This is a genomic window from Streptomyces sp. NPDC002324, from assembly GCF_053593335.1.
The window spans coordinates 242,445-264,694 of sequence record NZ_JBSFCF010000006.1 but is presented as its reverse complement, the minus strand read 5'-3'; the positions used below and the strand labels follow the sequence as shown (position 1 = coordinate 264,694).

The 22,250-nt window shown below is 69.9% G+C and carries 19 protein-coding genes; 11 read left to right on the top strand and 8 right to left on the bottom strand.

Annotation, left to right across the window (positions count from 1 at the left end):
• The first annotated feature begins 65 nt into the window (after positions 1 to 65).
• The 5 genes from ACWCRJ_RS11875 (at position 66) to ACWCRJ_RS11855 (ending at position 5,973) form a co-directional block, all read left to right on the top strand.
• Positions 66 to 926: a GntR family transcriptional regulator gene (locus ACWCRJ_RS11875; protein ID WP_450939136.1), complete on the top strand. Its 861-nt coding sequence runs from the start codon at positions 66 to 68 to the stop codon at positions 924 to 926.
• A 29-nt stretch (positions 927 to 955) separates the two neighbouring features.
• The gene (locus tag ACWCRJ_RS11870; RefSeq protein ID WP_450939135.1) at positions 956 to 1,672 is read left to right on the top strand and encodes an HAD family hydrolase; all 717 of its coding nucleotides are present in this window, start codon (positions 956 to 958) and stop codon (positions 1,670 to 1,672) included.
• A gap of 206 nt (positions 1,673 to 1,878) precedes the next feature.
• Entirely contained in the window at positions 1,879 to 2,970 is a 1,092-nt protein-coding gene (locus ACWCRJ_RS11865; protein ID WP_450939134.1) for a phosphotransferase family protein, read from the top strand.
• A 10-nt stretch (positions 2,971 to 2,980) separates the two neighbouring features.
• Positions 2,981 to 3,604 carry a TetR family transcriptional regulator gene (locus tag ACWCRJ_RS11860; protein ID WP_450939133.1) on the top strand — a complete coding sequence of 208 codons (624 nt, stop codon included), beginning with the start codon at positions 2,981 to 2,983 and terminating at the stop codon, positions 3,602 to 3,604.
• A gap of 155 nt (positions 3,605 to 3,759) precedes the next feature.
• On the top strand, positions 3,760 to 5,973 hold the full coding sequence (locus ACWCRJ_RS11855; protein ID WP_450939132.1) for a HelD family protein: 2,214 nt from the start codon (positions 3,760 to 3,762) through the stop codon (positions 5,971 to 5,973).
• Between the two features lie 267 nt (positions 5,974 to 6,240).
• Here the strand turns inward: ACWCRJ_RS11855 and ACWCRJ_RS11850 are convergent, their stop codons facing one another.
• The 3 genes from ACWCRJ_RS11850 to ACWCRJ_RS11840 all read right to left on the bottom strand — a co-directional run bounded on the left by ACWCRJ_RS11850 (position 6,241) and on the right by ACWCRJ_RS11840 (position 9,312).
• The gene (locus ACWCRJ_RS11850) at positions 6,241 to 7,104 is read right to left on the bottom strand and encodes a nitroreductase/quinone reductase family protein (RefSeq protein ID WP_450939131.1); all 864 of its coding nucleotides are present in this window, start codon (positions 7,102 to 7,104) and stop codon (positions 6,241 to 6,243) included.
• 603 nt (positions 7,105 to 7,707) lie between these two features.
• Positions 7,708 to 8,307, bottom strand: a complete 600-nt coding sequence (locus ACWCRJ_RS11845) for a DinB family protein (protein ID WP_450939130.1) — start codon at positions 8,305 to 8,307, stop codon at positions 7,708 to 7,710.
• 111 nt (positions 8,308 to 8,418) lie between these two features.
• On the bottom strand, positions 8,419 to 9,312 hold the full coding sequence (locus ACWCRJ_RS11840; RefSeq protein ID WP_450939129.1) for a GNAT family N-acetyltransferase: 894 nt from the start codon (positions 9,310 to 9,312) through the stop codon (positions 8,419 to 8,421).
• 803 nt (positions 9,313 to 10,115) lie between these two features.
• Here ACWCRJ_RS11840 and ACWCRJ_RS11835 point away from each other — a divergent pair.
• The 3 genes from ACWCRJ_RS11835 to ACWCRJ_RS11825 all read left to right on the top strand — a co-directional run bounded on the left by ACWCRJ_RS11835 (position 10,116) and on the right by ACWCRJ_RS11825 (position 14,095).
• Positions 10,116 to 10,964, top strand: a complete 849-nt coding sequence (locus ACWCRJ_RS11835) for a TnsA-like heteromeric transposase endonuclease subunit (protein ID WP_450939128.1) — start codon at positions 10,116 to 10,118, stop codon at positions 10,962 to 10,964.
• A 224-nt stretch (positions 10,965 to 11,188) separates the two neighbouring features.
• Positions 11,189 to 13,189 (top strand): transposase, encoded by a 2,001-nt coding sequence (locus tag ACWCRJ_RS11830; protein ID WP_450939127.1) that lies wholly within the window; start codon positions 11,189 to 11,191, stop codon positions 13,187 to 13,189.
• A gap of 3 nt (positions 13,190 to 13,192) precedes the next feature.
• The gene (locus ACWCRJ_RS11825) at positions 13,193 to 14,095 is read left to right on the top strand and encodes a hypothetical protein (protein WP_450939126.1); all 903 of its coding nucleotides are present in this window, start codon (positions 13,193 to 13,195) and stop codon (positions 14,093 to 14,095) included.
• A 29-nt stretch (positions 14,096 to 14,124) separates the two neighbouring features.
• Here the strand turns inward: ACWCRJ_RS11825 and ACWCRJ_RS11820 are convergent, their stop codons facing one another.
• Both ACWCRJ_RS11820 and ACWCRJ_RS11815 read right to left on the bottom strand, forming a co-directional pair.
• A complete protein-coding gene (locus tag ACWCRJ_RS11820) occupies positions 14,125 to 14,706 on the bottom strand; it encodes a DUF6368 family protein (protein ID WP_450939125.1) in 582 nt (193 codons plus the stop codon).
• A 555-nt stretch (positions 14,707 to 15,261) separates the two neighbouring features.
• Positions 15,262 to 15,783, bottom strand: a complete 522-nt coding sequence (locus ACWCRJ_RS11815) for a hypothetical protein (protein ID WP_450939124.1) — start codon at positions 15,781 to 15,783, stop codon at positions 15,262 to 15,264.
• Between the two features lie 193 nt (positions 15,784 to 15,976).
• Between ACWCRJ_RS11815 and ACWCRJ_RS11810 the strand changes: the two genes are divergently transcribed.
• From ACWCRJ_RS11810 to ACWCRJ_RS11800, 3 genes are all read left to right on the top strand, one after another.
• Positions 15,977 to 16,444: a helix-turn-helix domain-containing protein gene (locus ACWCRJ_RS11810; RefSeq protein WP_450939123.1), complete on the top strand. Its 468-nt coding sequence runs from the start codon at positions 15,977 to 15,979 to the stop codon at positions 16,442 to 16,444.
• A gap of 114 nt (positions 16,445 to 16,558) precedes the next feature.
• The gene (locus tag ACWCRJ_RS11805; RefSeq protein WP_450939122.1) at positions 16,559 to 17,167 is read left to right on the top strand and encodes a hypothetical protein; all 609 of its coding nucleotides are present in this window, start codon (positions 16,559 to 16,561) and stop codon (positions 17,165 to 17,167) included.
• A gap of 240 nt (positions 17,168 to 17,407) precedes the next feature.
• Positions 17,408 to 17,752 (top strand): DUF2516 family protein, encoded by a 345-nt coding sequence (locus tag ACWCRJ_RS11800; RefSeq protein WP_202499175.1) that lies wholly within the window; start codon positions 17,408 to 17,410, stop codon positions 17,750 to 17,752.
• Positions 17,753 to 17,825: 73 nt separating this feature from the next.
• Here the strand turns inward: ACWCRJ_RS11800 and ACWCRJ_RS11795 are convergent, their stop codons facing one another.
• The 3 genes from ACWCRJ_RS11795 to ACWCRJ_RS11785 all read right to left on the bottom strand — a co-directional run bounded on the left by ACWCRJ_RS11795 (position 17,826) and on the right by ACWCRJ_RS11785 (position 22,129).
• Positions 17,826 to 19,154: a SpoIIE family protein phosphatase gene (locus ACWCRJ_RS11795; RefSeq protein ID WP_450939121.1), complete on the bottom strand. Its 1,329-nt coding sequence runs from the start codon at positions 19,152 to 19,154 to the stop codon at positions 17,826 to 17,828.
• Between the two features lie 674 nt (positions 19,155 to 19,828).
• A complete protein-coding gene (locus ACWCRJ_RS11790) occupies positions 19,829 to 20,956 on the bottom strand; it encodes a C40 family peptidase (protein WP_450939120.1) in 1,128 nt (375 codons plus the stop codon).
• A 375-nt stretch (positions 20,957 to 21,331) separates the two neighbouring features.
• Positions 21,332 to 22,129, bottom strand: coding sequence for a class I SAM-dependent methyltransferase (locus ACWCRJ_RS11785; RefSeq protein ID WP_450939119.1), 798 nt, complete (start codon positions 22,127 to 22,129; stop codon positions 21,332 to 21,334).
• Positions 22,130 to 22,250 lie beyond the last annotated feature (121 nt).

The window sequence follows — 22,250 nt, the reverse complement described above, 5'->3', positions numbered from 1 at the left end:
GCGGTGAACTCCCCAAAGATGGGTGAGAGTTGTACCGTTTGGTCGTGACTCAGGAGAACGTTGCAGTGAACGGCAGCAGAAAGCTCTCGTCCCAGGAGATCGCCGACACCCTGCGGGACCGTATCCGCGGCGGCGAGCTCAGGCCCGGCGAGCGCCTGCCCACCCAGGCCGAACTGGCGGAGGAGTTCGGCGTGGAGCGCGGGCCGGTCCGTCAGGCGCTGCGTGCCCTGCAGGAGGACGGGCTGCTGAGCAACGTGAGCAAGGGGAGCCCGCCCAGGGTCGCCGAGGCACTCCACCCCGCGAGGGACGCCCCGCAGTCGACGATGGTGGGCCTCGGTCCCCGCCTCGCCGCGGCCTTCTCCGCACCGCACGTCCGCGTCGACGCGGCCTGCCTCACCGCCGAGACCCTGATGCTGGCCCTCGGCGAACCGGTGCGCCGCATCCACGAGGGTACGATCCGCCCCGAGTCCATCGACGTCCGCATCCTCCTGCCTTCCCGGAAGATCAACCTGGCGTTCCCGGTCCCGGTGGAGGGGCGGGGCGCGGACGACGAGGACCCGGTCCACAAGCGCTGGCTCGACCAGCGCAACGCCCAGATCCGCGTCCTGCGCCACAACCTCCTGGCCCTGCGCACGTCCCACCAGCTCGACGTCCGCGTCACCTTCCGCGCCCTCCCCTTCACCCCGCCCGTCAAGCTGTACCTCCTCAACGGTCAGGAGGCCCTGATCGCCTACTACATGCTCATGCAGCGCGAGGAACAGATGGAGGACGGCCCCCTGCAGATGTACGACGCCTTCGGCACCCAGTCGCTCCTGTTCTCCTTCGAGAAGGAGACGGGACCCCGCGACGCGGCCTTCGTCGATCAGTCCCAGCAATGGTTCAACGCCCTCTGGGAAACCATCACGACGGACCTGACACTCTCCTAGTGACTCCTGATACGGCGCAGACTGAACCGGTGACAGCACAGACAGAGTCCCTTCGAGAACTGATCACTCCCGTCCGCTATGTGCTCTGGGACCTGGACGGGCCGATCTGTCGACTGTTTTCCGGGCATCCCGCGCACCAAGTGGCCCGCGATCTGGTGGAGTTGATCGACCGACGCGGGCTGGGCGGGCTGCTGACCGAGCGGGAGCGCGACACGGCGGACCCGCAGGTCGTCCTCCTGGGCCTCGGCCGGCGTCACCCCAGCAGCGACCTCATCGTCGACCTGGAGGAGTGGCTCACCCAACAGGAGCTGACCGCCGCGCCGAAGGCGTACCCCACCAGTTGGGCCGACCCGCTCATCCGGACCTGGTCCCGTCGGGCCAGGTTCGCCATCACGACCAACAACTCGGCCCTCGCCGCGGCCCGTTACATCGACACCCGCGGCCTCGCCGAGTGCTTCCCCTACATGTACGGCCGCACCCGCGACCTCGACCTGATGAAGCCGCACCCCCACATCCTGCGCCAGGCCCTCAACGCGATGGGCGCGGATCCCGCCCGCGCCCTGATGGTCGGCGACGCGCCGACGGACTTCGAGGCGGCCCGCGACGCGGGAGTCCCCTTCCTGGGCTACGCGCACAACGAGCGCAAGCTCAAAGCGCTCCTGGACGCGGGTGTACCTCTCCCGCACACCGTGAACTCGCTCAAGCTCGTCCTGGACGTCCTGAGGGCGCCGCTCCCCGGGCAGTGACCCGGTGACCCGTGTGTCCTGCGGATACGACGTCTTCGGCCAGACGTGCGACGTCTGTCAGTACGGGTGCCGACGCGTGAGTGTTCAACCCGTGGACCGCCACCGGCGAATGATTCGCTTCTGCCACGATGCTCGCCCACGGAGGAGTAACGTGCCTCCACTTCCTTGATTTCACCCCTGGTGCGACCACGGCGAGAGAACGGGCAATGCCAGCTGAATCGGATTCCACGGGGCGGCGCCGCGCCGGTGAGATGAGCGCCGCCCCGGATGAGGTGGAGGGACCGCTCAGCGGCTACCACCACGAGACGTATGTCTTCCGGCTGCCGCCCGAGGCCAGGGTCGCCGAGGGGGGCGCCCGCTGGAAGTGCCGCGAGCCCCGGGCCGGTCTGCTCTGGTTCGACCGGCGCTGCTTCGACTCGGAGGAGCGTCTGCTCACCGAGCTGCAGGGGCGTATCGACAACATCCCGGACCTCATCGAGGTCGAGGGCACCGTCCTCCAGCGGTTCATCGAAGGGGAGACGCTCGGAGCGCTCCACGCCTCCGGCACGGAGGTCCCCGACGAGGCGTTCGAGCAGATCCTCACCCTGTTCCGCCAACTGGTCGCCGTACGACCCCGGTCCCTGCTGGTGAAGCGGAGGTGCGAGTCGCGCGACCGGGCACCGGAGCGCGACAGCGCCGGATTCCTCGACCGCCTGATCTGCTTCACCGAGGAGCGCGTCTACGGAGCCAACCTCCCGGAGTACGGGGACCTGTTCGCCGGACTGAACCTGGATCACGACTCTTTCAAGCAGCTCAGAAAGCATGTGGCCGGCCTGCGGGAGCGACCGTTCTGTCTCCTGCACGCGGATCTTCACCGCGAGAACCTCATCGTCGATCCTGATCGCCGGCTCTGGGCCATCGACTGGGAACTCGCGATGTTCGGCGACCCGCTCTACGACCTGGCCACCCATCTCTATCTGATGCGCTACCCGCCGGAGCAGGAGCGGCGGCTGACGCAGCGGTGGTGCGCACTCGTGGAGGGTGTCCGCCCGGGGAGTTCCCACGGCTGGCGGGAGGATCTCCCGAAGCTCCTCGACTACAAGAGGGCGCAGTCGGTGTTCACCGACGTGATGCGCACCTCGCAGTCCCTGCGTCTTGAGCCCCAGGTGGACGGGGCCCTGCTGCGCCGTGCGAGTCGGTCGCTCCGGGAGGTGCTGAGCAGGGGCGCGTACCCCCTGGGCGTCGAGGAGGTGCCCGACGTGGGGGTGATCGAGGCGGCGCTCACCCGGTGGCTCCGGGCGGGCGCCGGCGCTGCGTAGGCTCGTCCGTATGAGTGAGACCGGCCTGCGCGAGCGCAAGAAGCAGCGGATGTACGAGCGGGTGTCCGGGATCGCGATCGGGCTGTTCCTGGAGAAGGGGTTCGACGCCGTGTCCGTGGCCGAGGTGGCCGCGGCGGCGGAGATCTCGAAGCCGACCCTCTTTCGGTACTTCCCGGCCAAGGAGGACCTCGTGCTCCACCGGATCGCCGATCACGAGGACGAGACGGCGCGGGTGGTGGCCGGTCGGGCCGAGGGGGAGTCGGTCGTGGGGGCCGTGCGGGCGCACTTCCTGGCGGGGCTGGCGCGGCGGGACCCGGTGACCGGGCTGAACGACCATCCGCAGGTGCTCGCGTTCCACCGGCTGCTCTACGGGACGCCGTCGCTGGTCGCGCGTGCGTACGGCCATCTGGAGCGGGCCGAGGCCGCGCTCGCCGAGGTACTCGGGGGCGGGCTCGACGCGCGGGTCGCCGCCGGGCAGATCGTGGCCGTACGGCGGGTGCTCGCGGAGGAGAACCGGCGGCGGGTGGAGCGCGGGGAGCCGGTGGAGGAGGTCGAGCGGGACGCCGTCGCCGCCGCCGAGCGGGTCTTCGGGCGGCTGGAGGGGGCGCTTCCGCTCGGAGGCGGGGTGGCCTGAGGAGGCCGCTCGGATCGGTCCGCTTCGCTCGGGTGCCGCTCGGGTGCCGCTCGGGTGCCGCCCGGGTGTCGCTCGGACGGCGCAGGCGGGCTCACGATGTGTGAGGCTCGGTAAAGAATTTAACTCGGTCACGCTATTTCGGTAGGCTCGGTGGAATGACCTCTCTCGAACCTGCCGTCGACCCCGCACTCCGGCGCACGCTCGCCGACGAGCGCGCCTATCACGACACCTGCCGCGCCGCCCTCGCCGCCATGGTCGAGGGCGCGGGGGAGCAGGTCGTCGTCGGGGAGGACGTCTCCGCGTCGGGGGCGGACGCCGAGGTGCTCGGGTACCGGCTGCGCAGCCGTGCCAAGGAGATGCGGGAGCTGCCCGAGGGACCGCTGTTCTTCGGGCGGCTCGACTTCGACGCCCACACGGACGCCGATCACGCCGGGCAGAGCTATCACGTCGGGCGGTTGCGGATCAGTGAGGCTCCGGCTGTGCCGCCCCTCGTCGTCGACTGGCGGGCGCCGGTGTCGCGGGCCTTCTACCAGGCGAGTTCCCGCGATCCACGGGGTGTCGCCGTCCGGCGTCGCTTCGGGTGGGCGCCGGGGAGCCTGGGTGACTCGGGCGACCTCACGGGGCTGGAGGACGAGCGCCTGGACCGCGGCGGCGCCCCCGGCAGCGCGGTCACCGCCCGTCCCGGCAGCCTTCTCACCGCCGAGATCGAGCGGCCTCGCCTCGGCCCCATGCGGGACATCGCCGCCACCATCCAGCCGGAGCAGGACGACCTCGTGCGGGCGGATCTCGCCACCTCCGTCTGTGTCCAGGGCGCCCCCGGCACCGGCAAGACGGCCGTCGGGCTGCACCGCGCCGCGTACCTCCTCTACACCTACCCCCAGCGCATCCGCCGCGGCGGACTGCTGATCCTCGGCCCCAACCGCACCTTCCTCTCCTACATCGCGGAGGTGCTGCCGGCGCTGGGCGAGACGGGTGTACGCCAGTCGACCGTCACGGACGAGATCGCCCGGCACTCGGTCACGGCGGAGGACGACGAGCGCGCGGCGGCCGTGAAGCACGACCCCCGGATGGCGGAGGTGCTCCGCCGGGCCCTGTACGCGCGGGTCGCGGACGGCGACCGACGATCCGGGCGGCGACCGGAGCAGCCCGATCGCTTCGACTCGCTCGTCCTCGCGGAGGGTTCGTACCGCTGGCGGGTGTCCGGGGACGAGCTGCGACGGATCGTGGCGGACGTACGGACACAGGACCTGCCCTACGACGTCGGGCGGGAGCGCGTCCGGGCGCGGGTCGTGCGGCTGCTGCAGATGCAGGCGGAGCTGCGGGCGGGCCCCCGCCCGAACGCGTGGGTGTACCGGATCTCGCGGTCGCGGCCGGTCGGCGCGTACGTCGAGGCGGTGTGGCCGAAGGTCCGGCCGGAGGAGGTCCTGGCCGGGCTGCTCGGGGACCCGGACGCGCTCGCCGTCGCGGCGGAGGGGTTGCTCGACGCGGGGGAGCGGAAGGCCGTCGGCTGGGGGAGGCCGCCGCGCACGTGGCGATCGGCCCGCTGGTCGGCCGCCGATCTCGTCCTCCTCGACGAGGTCGCGGGGCTCCTCGCCCACCCCGAGGGCTACGGCCATGTCGTCGTCGACGAGGCCCAGGACCTCTCCCCGATGGAGTGCCGCGCGATCGCCCGCCGGGCGGCCTACGGCTCGGTGACCGTCCTCGGCGACCTGGCCCAGGGGACGACCCCGTGGGCCGCCCGCGACTGGCCCGGCCTCCTCGCCCACCTGGGCAAGCCGGACGCCCATGTCATCCCTCTGACCACCGGGTTCCGGGTGCCGCAGGCCATCGTCGGACTGGCGAACGGGCTGCTGGGGCGCCTGGGCGTGGACGTGCCCGCCGCCCGGTCCCTGCGGAGGGACGGGGAGCTGCGGATCAGAAGGGCGGACGGTACGGACGGCGCAGGCGGGACGGGCGGCACAGGCGGTGCGGGCGGTACGGAGGCCGGGGGCGAGGGAGGCGCCGTCTGCGAAGCCGTCTGCACGGCCGTACCCGAGACCGTGTCCGGGGCGACCGTCACCGCCGTGCGGGACGCGCTCGCTCGTGAGGGGTCCATCGGGGTCATCGCGGCCGATGGGCCGGACGTCCCGCGGCTGCGGGAGGCGCTCGGCGAGGCCGGCATCCCCACGGGCGGACCGGGCGAACTCGGCGCGCGGGTGGCGGTGTTGGGGGCCGGGGAGGCGAAGGGGCTGGAGTACGACCATGTCGTGGTCGTCGAGCCGGCCGCGATCGTGGCGGCGGAGGGGCGGGGGCTGCACCGGCTGTACGTGGTGCTCACGCGCGCGGTGTCGCGCCTGGACGTGGTGCACGCGCGAGCGCTGCCGTGGTGAGCGACCGGCTCCGGGCGAGCGGCGCCGACCCCGACCGGCGGCGCGTACGGCAGGTGTCGCCGGTGTGGTCGTGTTACCGGAAGGCGGCGGAGTCATGACCGTACCGGCACCTTGGTGATCGGGGCCGTGGCTACGGTGAGCGGTGCCGGTGAGCGGCACGCACGCGAGCCCGATCTCCCTCCCCCCAGGGGGGCTCGCGCGCCGCTCACCGGTTGTTCAGCAGGGCACGCGCGCCTGCTGTCGCGCCCTTCCCCGCACGCGCGCCGCTCAGGAGGCCGACGGCACCGCCACGGCGTCCAGTACGGGGATCAACTGCTCTTCCTCGTACGTGAGATGGGCTTCGAGTGCGTCGATGAGGCGCTCCACCTCTGGGAGTACGGCCTCGGGGGCGGCGCTCTCGGCCGTCACGACCCGCCGCAGCTCCTCACAGAGGGCGGCGATCCGCTCGTGCTCCTCGTGGAGACGGGTGAGCGCCGGGACCAGCTCGGGGTGGCGGTCGGAGAGGAAGGGGAAGAGGCCGATGTCCTCGCCGGTGTGGTGGTTGTGGAGCCCCTGACAGAAGGTGAGGCAGTTGACGCGGAGCTGGGCACCGAGCCCGGCCCGGCCGTTGCTCGCGGTCAACTCCTTCTTGATCAGCGCCAGTTCGCGGCGGAACGCGTCATGGACGACCTTGATGGCCTCCCCCATGGAACCGGCGTTGATGTTCGGGGGGCCGGCCACGGGGACCTCGCGCAGGGCGACGACCGGGATCGTACGGTCCGTCTTCGCCTGGTACTCGGCCCATCCCGGCTCGTCCTCGACGGCTCGCGCGAACGCCCGGTCCCGCTCCTCGCCCTCCAGTACGACGGCCTCGGCCTCGTAGGTGAACGCCCCGCTCTCCACGGTGACCCGGGGGTCGGCCGTGATGTTCCGGTACCAGTCGGGGTGCTTGGGCGAACCCCCGGCCGACGCGATGACCAGGATCGTGCCGTCGCCGTCGGGGAGGTAACCGAGGGGGGTGGTGTGCCGGTTGCCGGTGCGCGCGCCGGTGGTGGTCAGGAGGATCAGCCGGGCGCCCTCGAAATATCCGCCGACCTCGCCGTGGCGGGTGCGGAACTCGTCGATGACTTGCTGGTTGAAAGGGTTGGGCATTCTCTGCTTTCCATTGGTCGCCGTGCGACGGGGTTTTCGTCGCGGAATTCGGGCAGGGGTGATTGCCGCAGCGCGTGTATCGGTAAAACGCCGACGGAATGGGCGCGTCGGCGGAATGCACGAGGGTGAGGGTGTCTACCGAGGATGCGGTGCGGTGCGGTGTCGTGCAGTGCAATGTGATGCAGTGCAGTGCAGTGCGTGCGATGTGTCGCGACGCGAAGTGACTGCGCTGCGGCGTGATGGTGTGCGACTTCGGTGCGCACGGACACGCGAAAGGCGCACCTGTGGCGCGTCGGGAACATCGAAGGAACCCGGGTAGGCGCCCGATGAGCTCACAGATCTCGTCAGATCTCGTCAGTGGGAGATCGGAGAAGAGAACGGTGTTCGGCGCGCACAACTTCAGCAGGCGGGCTCCTGGCCCGCCCCGGCCTCACTCGGAGGCCGGGCAACCAATCCACTCACGGCGCGAGGCCGACCCGGCAGTCATACGCCCACGATAAGGGGAGAGGCCGGGGCCAGGCAATGCGTATTCGGCCTGAATTCCGGCGCGTTCTGGAGGTGGAGTGACGCCGTCGAAGGAAATGGCCTGCACGGCGGGCCGGTTCACGCCTTTCGTTCGGCCTCCTCGGCCGCGAGTTCCAGACGGCCGCGATACTCCTCCCACCATGCAGGGTCGCTCGACGGAATGCTCGTGTTGCCGTCGTTCATGCCGACCGCGCCGTCGAGGAGTTCCCGGAGGATGTCGGCGTGTCCGGCGTGCCGGTGGGTGTCGGCGATCACGCGGGTCACGGCGTGGTGCAACGTCACCTCGTCCTTGCCGTCGGGCCACCACGGCACCCTTCCGACCGTGTCCAGCGGGAGCGCGTCGAGGGTCGCGTCCGCGTGGGCCCAGGCCCGGCGGTAGAGCCCCACGATGTCCTCGCGGGACTCGTCGGCGGTGGCCCACATGTCCGCGTTGGGCTCGGCGTCACCATCGAGCCAGGGCAGGGGTTCGCCCAAGGGGCGCCCGAAGGTGTCGCCGAGGTAGCCCAGTTCGACACCGGCCGTGTGCTTCAGCAGCCCCAGGAGGTTGGTGCCGGTCGGCGTCAGCGGGCGGCGGGCGTCGTACTCCGACAGCCCTTCGAGTTTCCACACCAGGGCGTCGCGGGCGGACTGCAGATAGAGGCGGAGGTCGGCCTTGGCGTTCGGAGCGGTGGCGGTCATGGGGCAAGTCTGCCGCCCGCACGGGGCCAGGGGGCAGGGGGCAGGGGGAGGGGCTGGAGATACGGGGCCGGGCTCCGTACGTATCCGCCGTGGTCACGGATCCGTCGGCGCTCAGTCGGCCTCGGACGCGGTGGACGGGAACTCGTAGACCATGAAGTCGGTGAGCAGGACGTAGCCGAGGCGCCTGTAGAGGGCGTTGCTGGTGAGGTTGGCAGGGTCGGTGAACAGCACGACCTCCTTCGCGCCCGCGGCCAGCGCGGCGCGGCTCGCCGCCACCGTCACGGCGCCCGCGTAGCCGCGCCCTCGGAGGTGGGCCGGGGTGTAGACGGGGTCCACCCTGCTCATGGCGCCGACGACCGTGGTCCTGGCCGCCATGGACACGGGGGAGCCGTCGGGGGTCTCCCAGAACGTGAAGTGCCTGTCGGCGAAGCGCGAGTCGGCCCAGGAGCCGGCGTCGATCAGGTCGATGGAGGGCTGTTCGCCGACGTGGACGCAGAACTCGCGGCAGAAGCGGATGAGTTGCTCCCGGTCCTCCTCGCCCACGGCGCGCCCCCGGCCCGCGGGGAACGGCTCCGGTGGGGTGAGCGTGCCGAGACGGTATAGATGGAGCCGCGTGCTCGGCACCGGCTCCGCGCCCGTCCGCCGCTGCCACGCCTCGGCGAACCCGGCGACCGAGTCATGGTCCCCGACCACGCCGGGGACCGGGTGTTTCAGCTCGGCCAGACGGGTGGCGAGCGCGTCGGCCTGTTCGGGAGTGAGGGACGTGACGCTCAGGGAACCGCTCGGGGTGCGCTGGAAGAAGGCCGCGCGGACCTCGCCCTCGCACTTCAGTCGGCCGAAAACAGGCCCCGCGGCGCCGTGCCGGGAGGCCACTCCCTCCGTTCGGTACTTCTCCGTCACCGTCAGCACCATGGTGTGCAGAGCGGGGCGCGAGCGAAGGAAGTCCCCAGCTCGGGCATGGAAGTCGTTGACGTCTGCGGTCAGATGCCAGTCGGTCGGACGCATGCCTCAAGCTTCCCCGTGACGCCGCGACGCCCAGAACATTCCAGCCAGCGGAAGCGGGAGGAAGCAGCCTGCGCGTTCTTGATCGAACGTTCCATAACAGCTACCGCACGGTGATCGACCGGCCCCACAGCCGCTGCTCGCGGTAGCACCTGCGCATCCGCTGAACGGTCCCCACAATCGCCTGCCGGCCGATAGCCCGCAGTTGCGCCGCCAGCGGGCCTGCCGAACTCCACCTCGGTCACAACAAGAGCGCGAATAGTGGCATGCGGCCCTGAACGGTTTCCTGGCCCATGAGCGCGAAGCCTTCTCAGACCAGTGGATGCGACAGCAACACCAGGCTCGCCGACCCGGCTTCGTCGAGGAGCCGCACAGTCGTCCCGGACAGGCCCACGACTGTGTGCAGCCGGTCGGCCATGCGCACCCGATCCTCGCCCCGCAACGCTGCCCGTGCCCCTGGGTGTGCCCGCTCACCGGGCCTCCGCACGTGACACCGGCGTGGCATCCGATAGAGGGGGTGCGACAGATCCGCTGTCAGCCGTCCCAGGTGGAGCAGGTGGAGCAGGTGGAGCAGGTGGAACACCGTCGGCAACACCGCGATCGGATCACCGAGCCGCAGGCTTGTGACTCGCAGCGATAACTGTCACCGAGCGGGGGATCTGACCTGGTCCTCTCGGTCGAGTTCGCAGCGATAGTTGTCACCAGTTGCTCGGGCTAGTTGTCACGAGGTTCGTGTTCGCAGTCGGGTTGTCACCAATTTCGAAGTGTGCCGGTGCGGGCGTCGTGGTGGGCGTTTGCTTGAAGGCATGGCCGATGAGTACGGACTGCTGCCTGTGGCGGCCCCCGAGGCGGGGGCGGTGTGGTCGCACCGCTGCCGCTGGGACGACTTGCTCGTACGGGCGTCGGTTGCCTCTGGACGTCAGGATCTGGATCTTTCGGATGGCTGGACTCGTCGCTGGGCGGTCACCTTGAACCTCGGAGGCGGCGAACTGATCGTGCCGGTCCGGGACCTTGCCCAGGTTCAGCTTCCTGGGGTCGGGCCGGTTCGCTGGTTCTCGTGGCATCGGCGGCAGCGTCATCGGCCTGGGCTTCAGTACATGGTCAGCACTGGGCGGCATCACGGCTTCGAGAGTCTGGAGGAAGCGAAGGTTCTGCTCGCGCTGGATTTCGCCGGCCAGGTGCGGGAGGTGGTCCCGCAGCCCTTGAAGCTGCAGTTCCGGACCGGCGGCGGGCCGCGTGTCCATGTTCCGGACTTCCTGGTGCTGTCCCGGGCCGGGGTGTGTCTGATCGATGTCCGACCGCTTGACCGGGTGCGCGCGAAGGACGTCGAGTCGTTCGCCGCCGCCTTTGAGATGGCACTGGCCTGCGGCTGGGAATACGTAGTGGCCGCAGGCTGGAGGCGACACGTCTTCAGCGGGCTGGACACTTTGTCCTGCCAGCGCCGCCCGCTGCCCGATCCACTCGGGCTGCGGGCGGATCTCCTGGAACGGGCTCGGTCTCGGGTGACGTTCGGGGAACTCGTGGCTGCCTCCTCGGTTCCTGCGCTGGCTAGGGCGGAGTTGCTGCACCAGCTCTGGCACCGTTCCCTCGGTATCGATCTCTCTGTCCCGCTGAGTGACCACTCGCTGGTCGAGCCCGCAGATGAGGCCCTGTGAATCCTCGGCTGGCGCTTGATCTCGCTCCGGGGGCCGGGCTTGTCCTGGACGGGGTGGAGTGGACTGTCGAACGGCATGAGCCCCATCTGGGGCGGGTCGTGGTACGCGATCCGGCGGGAGCTCGCCAGCAGCTGACCTTCCGGTTCCTCGTCAACCATCCGACGTGTCGGCCGTCCTCGCGCACAGCGGCCGACGGCCCGGACCGCGGGCGGCAGCCCGCGTCCGTGGCTGATCTTCCGCCGGGGAAACTGGAGTTGGTCCGGCTACGAATGGCCCACCTGCTGGAGGTGGGCACTGGGTTCCGTAGCGGGAATCCGGAGGATCCCAGGCCGGGAGAACCGAGGCCGTGTTACGACCCGGCCACCACCACGCTGACCGAGCGACGGTGGGCCAAGGTCGCCGAGCTGGCAGCGATGGACCGGCAGGAGGCCCGGCTGTTGGGACTGGATCGGGTCGGTTACCGCACGCTGATCCGCTGGGAGCGTGGCCGTGAGCGGTCCGGGCTGATCGGATGCGCTGATGACCGGTGGCTGCGGCCGGGCGGGCGCCGCCCGAGCATCGGCCCGGAGATCCGGGAAGCGATCTTCGCGGTCCACGCCGAACTGCAGGGCCGGTCCCGGGTCGGGATGGCCACCCGCACCCGCCTGATCCATCAGTACGTACGCGAGACCTACGGGCCCGACCTGCACGTCCCGTCATACAACACGCTGCGGCAGGTCTGGCACGAGTGGTTTGGCCCCAGCGGGTCACGGCCGCGCAATCTGGGGGCGGCTGATCTGCCGGTACGGTCCGGGCATGTGCTGGTCGACCGTCCCGGGCAGGTGGTCGCACTGGACACCACGGTGCTGCCGGTGATGGTCCGCGAAGGTGTCTTCGGCGAGCTGGTCAGGGCCCACCTGACCCTCGCGCTGGATGTGTTCACCCACTCGCTCTGCGTTTTCCGGCTCACGCTGGTGTCGGACACCGCGGTGGACGCGGCGATGATGCTGCGTGACGTGATGCTGCCACTGCCGATGCGGCCGGAGTGGGGGCCGGAGATGGAGTGGCCGTATCCGGGGCTGCCGTCCGCGCTGGTGGCCGAGTTCGCCGGCCATCCGGTGGCCGGTCTGCCGTTCTTCAGCCCGGAGACAGTCACCACCGACCACGGGTCTTTCTATCGCAACCACCACCTGGTGGAGGTCGAGCGGAGGCTGGGCTGCAACATCCTCCCGGCCCGGGCCCTGCGGCCTCCGGACAAGCACGCTGTCGAGCGGGCCTTCGGCGCGATCAGGACGCTGCTGTTCGAGCACCTGCCCGGCTACACGGGCGTCGATGCCGCCGACCGCGGGGCCGCCCCCGAGGACGAGGAGGTGCTGACGCTGGAGGAGATGGAACACCTCGTCGCCACCTGGATCGTGGGCATCTGGCAGCGGAGGCACCTGGGAGAGTACGCCCCGGCCTGGGACGTCGGCGGCAGCCACAGCCCCAACACCCTGTTCGCGGCATCCTTCGAGCAGACCGGCCTGGGGCTGCGGCTGCCGCAACCGGACCTCTACTACGAGCTGCTGCCGTCCCATCCCATCTCCGTGCTGCGGGAGCGCGGAGTGAAGATCAAGGGCCTTTGGTATTACGGCGACGCGCTTGAGCCCTATCTGAACGAGCGCTCGGCCCGGGGCGGGAGGTTCAAGGGCCGCTGGTGCGTGCACCGCGAACCGCGCGACCGCCGTACCGTCTTCTTCCAGGACCCTCTCACCCACGACTGGCACGAACTGCGCTGGACCGGACTGCCACCGGTCGGCACGGTCCCTGCGTTCGGTGACCGACGAGTCTCCGAGCTACTGGCCGCCGCACGCGAGGCAGACATGCGGCCCCGCACGGATGCCGAACTGCTGCCCCTGCTGCTGGAGATCCTCGCCGCCCGGGCCCCGGTCAGCAGTTGGAAGACGGCCACCACCCGCTCCGAACGCATCAACCACGCCCGAGACGAGACCCAGGCTCGGGCTGCCGCCGAGGATCGGGCAGCTGCCCCGGCCCCCGCCTCACCCGTGACCTCCATGCTGCAGCGCGTCGAGCAAGCCGTCTCTGGCCTGGACGCCGAGCGCCGGCACCGCCGTGAGGAGGCGGTGATTATGCGTCCCACCAAACCTGCGCGGCTGGGTGCGAGTTACCGTTCCGGCAACCTGTTCCTGCTGCCCGAGGACGACACCGATCGCCCCCAGCCCGACCCGCCGGACGAGGGAGCGTGAGCCATGGACGACCGTGCCACGGGCAGTGACGGTGAGGCGAGCATCGTCTCGTTCCTGAGGGCCGGACCGCCACCGGACCGGCTCAGCTTCGAGGGATGGCAGCGCTGGCGCACGACCCGCAGCGCGTTCATTCCGGCTCCCCGGCTGAGCCCGGACCAATACAGGGCCCTGCCTGCTCGCCGCCGGGCCTTGCACGATCTGCACCGCACCGCCTCGCACGTCAACCTCGGGCTGCAGGAGACCCCGATGAGCCGCCGGGTCACCACGCTGATGAGATCCCGCATCCAGAACAACGCACTGAACTTCACTCCCGGCACTCGTGACGGCCTGATGATCAGCGGGGGCGGCTACCAGGGCAAGACCGAGACGGCATGCGAGGCCGCAGCGGCCTTCGAAGACTTCTGGCGCGACCTCCACCAGCAGCTCTGGATGATCGACACCAGTCAGTACTTCATCGACTTGCACACCGTCGCCGGCCTCATCACCCTGACCTGGCCAGCAGCCCGAGACCTCGGCCTCAGTGACGAGCACGCCCGAATCCTTGAGCGCGATGCTCAGCTGAGGGAGGACCTTAGGGGCCGCCTGCACGCGGTTAGAGGCAAGTTCCACTACCTTCACGTGCTGACTGGCCCCGCCCCCGACTCCCGGGCCTACGTGGCAGCGACCGGCATTGCCCACCAGATCTTGAAGGGAACTGACCTACGAGCTTTGGAAATGCTCGCTCCGATCCATGCACATCTGCAGAAGGTTCAGGGCCCTGTGAAAGCTGAGGGTGACAGGATGCGCAACTCTCCGAGGAACTCCCCGCCGCTGAGATTTCTCCTCACCCACAGGACTCCCATCACGATCGAGGGAATCCGCCAGTACGCGACAGCACGCGACCGCGAGTGGCGACCTGCACCGTGAGCCGGGACGCGACGATCGACGCTGAAGCGCTATTTGATCAAGTGGAAGTCGGGATGTTGCAGCCAGGCTTCCAGAGACTCCACGTCTCCGACATGTCGAAGCCACTGGCCCCCACCGCCGGTGTCATAGGAAACCTCCGCGAGCCTTCCCGGGAGCTCTGATGTCAGTGCTCTCGCCCGGGCCAGGACTGCCTCCTTGCTCGTGTCCTCTCCCGTGGTGCGGTGACCACCCAAGAGGCCGTCGAAATCGACCAGCGCATCGAGACGGCGGGCGAGAGCGAGCGTCAGGTGGCCGAGCAGCACGTGGTTCACCGACCCCGAGCAGCCGGCGCCGAGGATCAGCCCCTGCACTGGTGGCCACGAGAAAGTCGAGTAGTCCTCGTCCTCGGCAGGGATCTCCTCGTCCTCCGACAGGAAGAACACGCCGACGCCGGCCGGGTCGAAGGCCTGCAGGCCCAGGGCCGAACCGTCTCGCACCCAGAAATCCACGTCACCGCTGGCCTTGGCCTCCACCGGCTCGCAGAAGGTCTCCAACCACGGGACCACATCGGCCAGGATGTCCGCGAACCCGCGTGGTTCGAAGAGCCACAGTCCAATTGCCGGTCCCGACATACCGCCCCCAGAGCCTCGTGACCCAAGTGCCACCGGGACCCGGTTCTACCAGGTCCCGACGGCAGACGCCTGATCATTGTGAGCCACAGCCCAAGCTCAAGATCGACTCCAGCGCTGGAGCACTCCGGTTCAGTCCCCCCAGGGACAGCTACCGATCGACGTCGACGGGAACTCCACGCATCTGCAGCCGGGCCTTCAAGAACTCCATCTCCGACAACGTCCCCACCAGACCGTCATGGCTCAGTTCCCCGACCAGTTCACGAGCCCGCGACAACGAGGCCGCAGCGACCTCCCGAAAGACCTTCAAAGCTGGGACGAGACTGGGAACCGAACCGACCAGCCGCAGTCTGACGGACCCATGCGCCGCGAGGAGAGCCACCCGAACATCATCAGGTGCTGGTCCCGGACCAGCGTGTTCGCACAGGTACGTGCCACAGGACCCGCAAGAGAACTCCGAATCCCACCACAGCTCATCGCGAAGGATGAACTGGTTCACCTGCCGCACCGCCATGCTGCCGCACTCGCAAGGCGATGCGATCTTCGCTGTCTGACCAGTCACCCGGGCTCACCGACGTTCCACTCCTGAGGCAGATCCTCGCCGCAGAAGACGCATACGAAGTCCTCCTCCCGCACGATGTTGAGCTCCCGGCAGGAGTGGCATCGGCGAAAGACGACCTCGTGCGTGAATCCGGGCGGTCGATGGATCCCGATCCGATCCAGAGCCTTGGCCACGGCGGGCCATGAGCTGATGTCCGGGCAGTAGCCGGTCGACTGGTTGCTGACCTCCTCGACCACCCACCACCCGGACTCCTCGCGGAAGCTCATCTCACCGGCGCTCAGAACCTCTCCGCCGCCGGCACACACCACGTGCTCACTGCGGCGCGGAGCCAGTCGCAGCACCCCGTCGCCATCGACGACGAACGTGAACGGCTCGGCCAACTCGTCCAGGGTCAGCGCCGAGACCCACTCGCCGAAGTCTGCCGCCGAGTGGATGCTCCGACCCTCACCACCCGCCCGGACGAGCTCCTTCAGCTCAGCAGGACCCACATACCGATACCTCTGCCCCCGTGTCTCCACGCACACCAACCTACTGGCTCGCACAGCCAGGGCCTGGGGGATTACCGCTCGGCGACTACGGGCGACTGGTGACAGAAACCCCTGCGAAGTGACAGTTATCGCTGCGAGTCACAGCAGGCTGTGTTGAGTGGCCTAGCGCACTTTTGCAAGCGGGTGCTTGCAATAGTTAGCGGGGGTGAGGCATGGTGGAGGCATGGCATCGCTCAACGTCGGCAATCTCGGTGAGTACCTGCGTGAACAGCGGCGAAACGCGCAGCTGTCGCTCAGGCAGCTCGCCGACGCCGCCGGGGTGTCCAATCCGTATCTGAGCCAGATCGAGCGCGGGCTGCGCAAGCCGAGCGCGGAGGTGTTGCAGCAGGTCGCCAAGGCGCTGCGGATCTCCGCCGAGACGCTGTACGTGCGGGCCGGCATTCTCGACGCCGAGCGGGATCGTGACGAGGTGGAGACGCGTGCCGTCATCCTCGCCGACCCCACGCTGAACGAGCGGCAGAAGCAGGTGCTGCTCCAGATCTACGAGTCCTTCCGCAAGGAGAACGGATTCGAGATCGACCTGGACCTCGGCGTGGTGACGGAGGCCGAAGCACCCTCGGCCCCCGGGCCGGGCTCCGGTACGGCCGGCGACGGCGGCGGCGATGCCGGTCCGCGGCAGACGGCGAGTTGACGACCTCGATGATCAGAAGACCTCGCTGACTTCGCCCGCTTCGGCGCCGGAGTCTCGTACGCGGACCCGAACCACACAAACCCTCAGCTGACAGCAACCCGGAGGACCATCACCATGGCCATCACCGACGACATCCGCAAGGCCGTCACCGACCCGACGCCGTTCTACTTCGCCGCCGGCACCGCCGACCTCGCCCTGCAGCAGGCGAAGAAGGTCCCCGGCATCGTCGAGCAGCTGCGCGCCGAGGCGCCGGCCCGGATCGACGCCGTACGCCAGACGGACCCGAAGGCCGTCCAGGAGAAGGCGACCGCCCGGGTCAAGGAGACCCAGGAGAACCTGCAGACCAAGGTCACCGAGCTCATCGGCACCCTCGACACCGACCTGAAGAAGCTCGGTGAGACCGCGCAGGACCTCGCGCTGCGCAGCGTCGGCGTCGCCGCCGAGTACGCGGTGAAGGCCCGCGAGACGTACGAGAAGGTCGCCGAGCACGGTGAGCAGGCCGTGAAGACCTGGCGTGGCGAGGCCGCCGAGGAGATCGAGGAGCTGGCGATCGCCGTCGAGCCGAACTCCAAGCCGGTCGAGGTCAAGGACGAGCCGGCGGCCGCCAAGCCGGTTCCGGCCCAGGCCGCGCCCGCCCCCGCCGCCAAGAAGGCCGCGCCGAAGAAGCCGGCCCCGGTCCGCAAGGCGCCGGCCGCGAAGAAGACCACCCCGCCGGCGAAGTAGGCGGCAGGGCGCGCCGCCCGGTGGGCGACATAGCCGACGGAGAGGTCGGCGACAGAGCGAGAGATACCCGCGCGGTATCTCGGAGGTACCCGCGCGGTACTTCGCGGTACGGAGACGGGCCGGGCACCTTTGGGGTGGCCGGCCCGTTCTACGGGTACGGTGGCCGCGTAGGAGTCGGCCTCGGCACCGGACAGCCGGCCGGCAGGCGGATGGGCGAACGGAACGGGTGGTGTGGGCGGCATGCTGATGACGGGCTTCGTGGGGTTCCTGGGACTTCTGAAGATCGTCCTGATGGCTCTCGCCGCGTTCGGGCTCTTCGACGCCGCGTTCCGGCGTGAGGACGCGTTCCGCGCGGCGGACAAGCAGACCAAGGTGTTCTGGCTGATCATCCTGGGGATCGCCCTCGTCGTGAGCTATCTCTTCTCGATCCTGTCGTTCCTGCCGATCATCGGCGTCATCGCGAGCATCGTGTACATCGTGGATGTGCGGCCCGCGGTCAAGCAGATCTCCGGCGGCGGTGGTGGCGGTGGCCGCCGAGGCTCCAGCAGTGACGGTCCGTACGGCCCGTACAACGGCGGTCGCTGACCCCCGAGCAGGGCAGGGCGAAGGCGGGCGAAGGCAGGGCGAAAGAGCCGGGGACGAGCCTCGGCCGGATTCGTCAGCCCTCTCGGTCCAGCAGGAGGACCGCCACGTCGTCGGTCAGTTCGCCGCCGTTGAGGTCGCGGACCTCGTTCACCGCGGCGCGCAGCAGATCCTCGCCGCGCAGACCCTCGGCGAGCTGGCGGCGGACCATCTGGACCATGCCGTCCTGACCCAGCCGCTCCTTGCCCTGGCCGATCCGGCCCTCTATCAGGCCGTCCGTGTAGAGCATCAGACTCCAGGCGGCGCCCAGCTCGATCTGTGTACGCGGCCAGCGGGCGTTCGGCAGCAGGCCGAGGGCCGGGCCGCCGTTGTCGTACGGCAGTAGTTCGGCCGGCGGGGTGGGCCGGATGCCGCGGCCGTGGCGCGCGATCAGCGGGGCCGGGTGGCCGGCGAGGCAGAGGCCCGCGCGGCGGCCGTCGGGGGCGATGTCGACCGTGCAGAGCGTCGCGAAGATCTCGTCGCTCTCGCGTTCGTGTTCCAGGACGCGCTGCAGCGTGGACAGCAGTTCGTCCCCGCACAGCCCCGCGAACGTCAGCGCCCGCCAGGCGATCCGCAGCTCCACACCGAGTGCCGCCTCGTCGGGGCCGTGTCCGCAGACGTCACCGATCATGACGTGCACGGTGCCGTCGGGAGTGCGGACGGTGTCGTAGAAGTCGCCGCCGAGCAGGGCGCGGGAACGGCCCGGCCGGTAGCGGGCGGCGAACCGCAGGGACGAGCCCTCCAGCAACGGCGTCGGCAGCAGGCCACGCTCCAGGCGGGCGTTCTCCTGAGCGCGCAGCTTGGACTCCGTGAGCCGGCGCTCGGCCGTGTCCGACCGCTTCCGTTCCACCGCGTAGCGGATCGCGCGGCTCAGCAGTCGGCCGTCCACTTCGTCCCGGAAGAGGTAGTCCTGTGCTCCGACCCGTACCGCCTCGGTGCCGCGTTCGGCGTCGCCGGAGTCGGTGAGGGCCAGAACGGCGTGGCGGGGGGCCAGTTGCAGGACGTGTTTGAGGACGGAGAGTTCGTCCTCGGGGCGGTCGGCTGCTTCGGTGTCCGAGTCGGTCGGGCGGGCCGGGGCCGGGAGTGCCAGGTCCAGGAGGATGCAGTTGACGTCGTCGGTCAGCAGCCGCTGGGCCTCGGTGAGGTTGCGGGCGGTGCGGACGCGGATCGGCTTGCCCGTGGAGTCGAGCAGCTCGGGCACGTTGAGGGAACCCGCCGGGTCGTCCTCGATGAGGAGGACCGTGAGGTTGGTGGGTCCGCCGGGCTGCGCGGCGGGGCCGGGCAGGCCTGCCGGGCCCGTGGCGCGGTCGCCGGTGGGGCCGGGCGTCTTCGACTTGTCTGCAGGGGCCAGGGCCGAGGCGTTCATGGCCGCCCCCTCTCCGGACGGTGCGCTGGATGCGGACACGGCGTGCGCCTGACCACTCTCCACGGCCGGGATCGCTCTCTGCCGCGGTACGGGTACGGGCATCGTGTTTGGGTTCCTTCCCTCCCCCCGAGGGCACGGCGGGGCGAGGGACCTCGACCCACCGACGGGGACCATAGCGCCAGGCGCCGCCGCAACGGAATGCTGGGCGGGACGCCGGGCGGCAAACGGCCGGAGTCATATGCCGCATCATGTACCGCACTTGGACATGGCAGGGCTTTCTCCTGGGATGACGTATGTCACGCGGCTGAGGTTGAGCCGGGTCGGGGAAGGTGTTGCGAGTCACGTGGGGTGGGTCACGTGAAGGACGGGGGGCACGGTCGGTGTGCCCATGGGCCCACCCCCGCCGGTTGTGCGCACCCTGCTGCCTGCTGCCCCGGTGGCCGTGCGGCCAACGGATTGGTGCGCGTCGCCACGCAGCCTCCCGCCCCACCCGCCCCACCCGCCATCCGGTACGAAAAGCGCTCACGCGTCAGGCGCACCCGCCCGGCAGGGGCGCCGGTTCAGCTGCTGCTGCTGCTGCTGCTGCCGCCGCCGACCGGCATGGGCATCGGCACCGGCATCGGCACCGGCAACCGGATCGCCCCGCCCCGCCTCCCTCGCCGTGGACGACCCGCTCACGCGTCCGGTCGTACGACTCCCAGGATCTGCATCGTCCCTGCCCCGGCGATCGACACCTTACGGTTCGGGCGGGGGGCGTGGACTATGGAGCCGTTGCCCAGGTACATGGCGACATGGCTGGCGTCGGCGTTGTAGATGATGAGGTCGCCGGGGCGCATGTCCTGGATGTCGATGTGCTTGAGCAGGCGCCACTGCTCCTGGGAGGTGCGGGGGATGGTCAGGCCGGCGGCGGCCCAGGCCTTGCTGGTGAGACCGGAGCAGTCGTAGGTGTCGGGGCCCTCGGCGCCCCACTCGTACCACTTGCCTATCTGGTCCGTCGCGAACTTCACGGCCTGCTTGCCCTGCGGTGACGCCTTGCCGTTGATCTCGTCCAGGATGCCGGAGCCCAGCCATGTGGCCTGTGATTTCTCCGCGGCCGCCTCTTCCAACTGCGCCAGCCGCTCCCGCTCGTCGTCCTCCAGCTGGCCTTCCAGCTCCTCGGCGGCGGCGATCTGCTTCTTGACCTTCTTCTTGGCCTTCTCCTTGACCTTGCGGTTGGCCTCCAGCTTCTTCCAGCGCGCGGAGGCGTCCTTGGCGTACTGCTCCAAGTCCTCCTGGGTCCGGGTCATCTCGGCGAGCAGACCCTTGGTCGCGAGCTGGCCCTGGCGCAGACGGTCCGCACCCTCCAGGAAGTCCTGGGGGTTCTCCGTCAGCCACAGCTGCACCTCGGGCGGGAGGCCGCCGCCGCGGTACTGGGCGCGGGCCGCGGCGCCGATGAGATCCTGCAACCTGTCCAGCTTCGCGTGGCCCTTGTCGACCTCGTGGGCCAGATCGACGAGCTCCTCGGACTGCTTGTCGGCCTTCTCCTCGGCCGCGTTGTACGCGTCCGTGGCGACCGCCACGTCGTGGTAGAGACCTTCCAGCTTCGTGCGTACGGCCTCCAACTCCTCATTCGTCACGGGAGTCGGGTACGTCTCCGGAGTGCTGGAACCGCCCGCGGTGTTCGACGGCGACGGGGTCGGACCCGGGGTCGGCTCGGTCGGTTTCGTCTGGCTCGCGTACGCGTTGACCGGTGCGCCCAGCACGGTCATCGCACAGACCACGGCCACGGCCGCCATGGTCAGGCTCCGCTTGCCGGCTCCCATACCCCTTGCCCCCAACCCCACTGGAAAAAGAACTGGTTAACCGTCAGTAACTTGCCGGTGCTCGGTGATCGTGTCACGGCGTCGCGTGATCCAACAGGGGTGCGCGACCACGAACTCCCCGTCCCTGGCTCCCCCTTGCGGCCCCGCGTCCGCTCCCCCGGTCCTCCCCTGTACTCCCATGCCCTCCCCTGCACTCCCCGCCCCTCCTTCTCAGTGCTCTCTTCCGCTCGCCCGCTTCCGCTCGCATCTGTGTGACTCACGAGTCGGGGAGATCGTTGCTCCCGTCTGTGTGACGATCGGCCCGAGGCGATCGTTCCCTTCTGTCACGGAAATATCGCTCTACGTAATCAACGTGGACGCGGGTCGAACGCGCGCTCACACCCTCGGTGCCAACGCCGCCCACGCCACCGTGACTTCGCCCTGCCGCCATCGCGTCACCCCGTCCCGAACCGGCCAGTCCGCGCCGAGGGCGCGAGCGGTGCGGATCCAGCGCTGGCGGGCCCCGTACGAGGCGTAGGGGGCCGCGGCGGCCCAGGCGCGGTCGAAGTCGCGGAGGAAGGCGTGCACCGGTTCGCCGGGGACATTGCGGTGGATGAGGGCCTTGGGGAGGCGTTCGGCGAGGTCGGAGGGGCGGTCCAGGGAGCCGAGGCGGGTGGCGAAGGTGACCGTGCGGGGGCCCTCCGGACCGAGTGCGACCCAGACGTGGCGGCGGCCGATCTCGTCGCAGGTGCCCTCGACGAGCAGGCCCCCCGAGGACGAGGGCGTGGCCGGTGCGAGACGGGCGCACAGGCGCTCCCAGACGGCCCTGACCTCGTCCTCGTCGTACTGGCGCAGGACGTTCGCCGCCCGGACGAGGGTCGGGCGGCCCGGTACGGGCACCTCGAAGCCGCCGTGCCGGAAGGTCAGGCCCTCGCACGCGTACGGCTTCGCCGCCGCGACCCTGGCCGGGTCGATCTCGACGCCGACCACCTCGGTGCGGGGTGCCGTCTCGCGCAGGCGGCGCAGAAGCTCGACAGCGGTCCAGGGGGCGGCGCCGTAGCCGAGGTCGACGGCGAGGGGAGCGGCGGCGCGGCGGAGTTCGGCGCCGTGAGTCGCCGCGATCCAGCGGTCCATGCGGCGCAGGCGGTTGGGGTTGGTGGTGCCGCGCGTCACGGTGCCGACTGGTCTTGCCATGCAGTGAGCGTATTCCTCCGGCGCCTTCGGGTGATCGTGCGCTTCCCCGCCGAGGGGCACCCGCCCCTGGAAGGCGTCACAGCTCCACCACTCACCACGCGGTCGAACGGTTGAGCGAGAT

Coding starts and splice junctions, on each gene's coding strand:
- ACWCRJ_RS11805 (WP_450939122.1), top strand. CDS start 16,559: ATGGCCATCACCGACGACATCCGCAAGGCCGTCACCGACCCGACGCCG.
- ACWCRJ_RS11795 (WP_450939121.1), bottom strand. CDS start 19,154: ATGAACGCCTCGGCCCTGGCCCCTGCAGACAAGTCGAAGACGCCCGGC.
- ACWCRJ_RS11800 (WP_202499175.1), top strand. CDS start 17,408: ATGCTGATGACGGGCTTCGTGGGGTTCCTGGGACTTCTGAAGATCGTC.
- ACWCRJ_RS11820 (WP_450939125.1), bottom strand. CDS start 14,706: ATGTCGGGACCGGCAATTGGACTGTGGCTCTTCGAACCACGCGGGTTC.
- ACWCRJ_RS11850 (WP_450939131.1), bottom strand. CDS start 7,104: ATGCCCAACCCTTTCAACCAGCAAGTCATCGACGAGTTCCGCACCCGC.
- ACWCRJ_RS11860 (WP_450939133.1), top strand. CDS start 2,981: ATGAGTGAGACCGGCCTGCGCGAGCGCAAGAAGCAGCGGATGTACGAG.
- ACWCRJ_RS11785 (WP_450939119.1), bottom strand. CDS start 22,129: ATGGCAAGACCAGTCGGCACCGTGACGCGCGGCACCACCAACCCCAAC.
- ACWCRJ_RS11855 (WP_450939132.1), top strand. CDS start 3,760: ATGACCTCTCTCGAACCTGCCGTCGACCCCGCACTCCGGCGCACGCTC.
- ACWCRJ_RS11825 (WP_450939126.1), top strand. CDS start 13,193: ATGGACGACCGTGCCACGGGCAGTGACGGTGAGGCGAGCATCGTCTCG.
- ACWCRJ_RS11865 (WP_450939134.1), top strand. CDS start 1,879: ATGCCAGCTGAATCGGATTCCACGGGGCGGCGCCGCGCCGGTGAGATG.
- ACWCRJ_RS11840 (WP_450939129.1), bottom strand. CDS start 9,312: ATGCGTCCGACCGACTGGCATCTGACCGCAGACGTCAACGACTTCCAT.
- ACWCRJ_RS11790 (WP_450939120.1), bottom strand. CDS start 20,956: ATGGGAGCCGGCAAGCGGAGCCTGACCATGGCGGCCGTGGCCGTGGTC.
- ACWCRJ_RS11845 (WP_450939130.1), bottom strand. CDS start 8,307: ATGACCGCCACCGCTCCGAACGCCAAGGCCGACCTCCGCCTCTATCTG.
- ACWCRJ_RS11835 (WP_450939128.1), top strand. CDS start 10,116: ATGGCCGATGAGTACGGACTGCTGCCTGTGGCGGCCCCCGAGGCGGGG.
- ACWCRJ_RS11810 (WP_450939123.1), top strand. CDS start 15,977: ATGGCATCGCTCAACGTCGGCAATCTCGGTGAGTACCTGCGTGAACAG.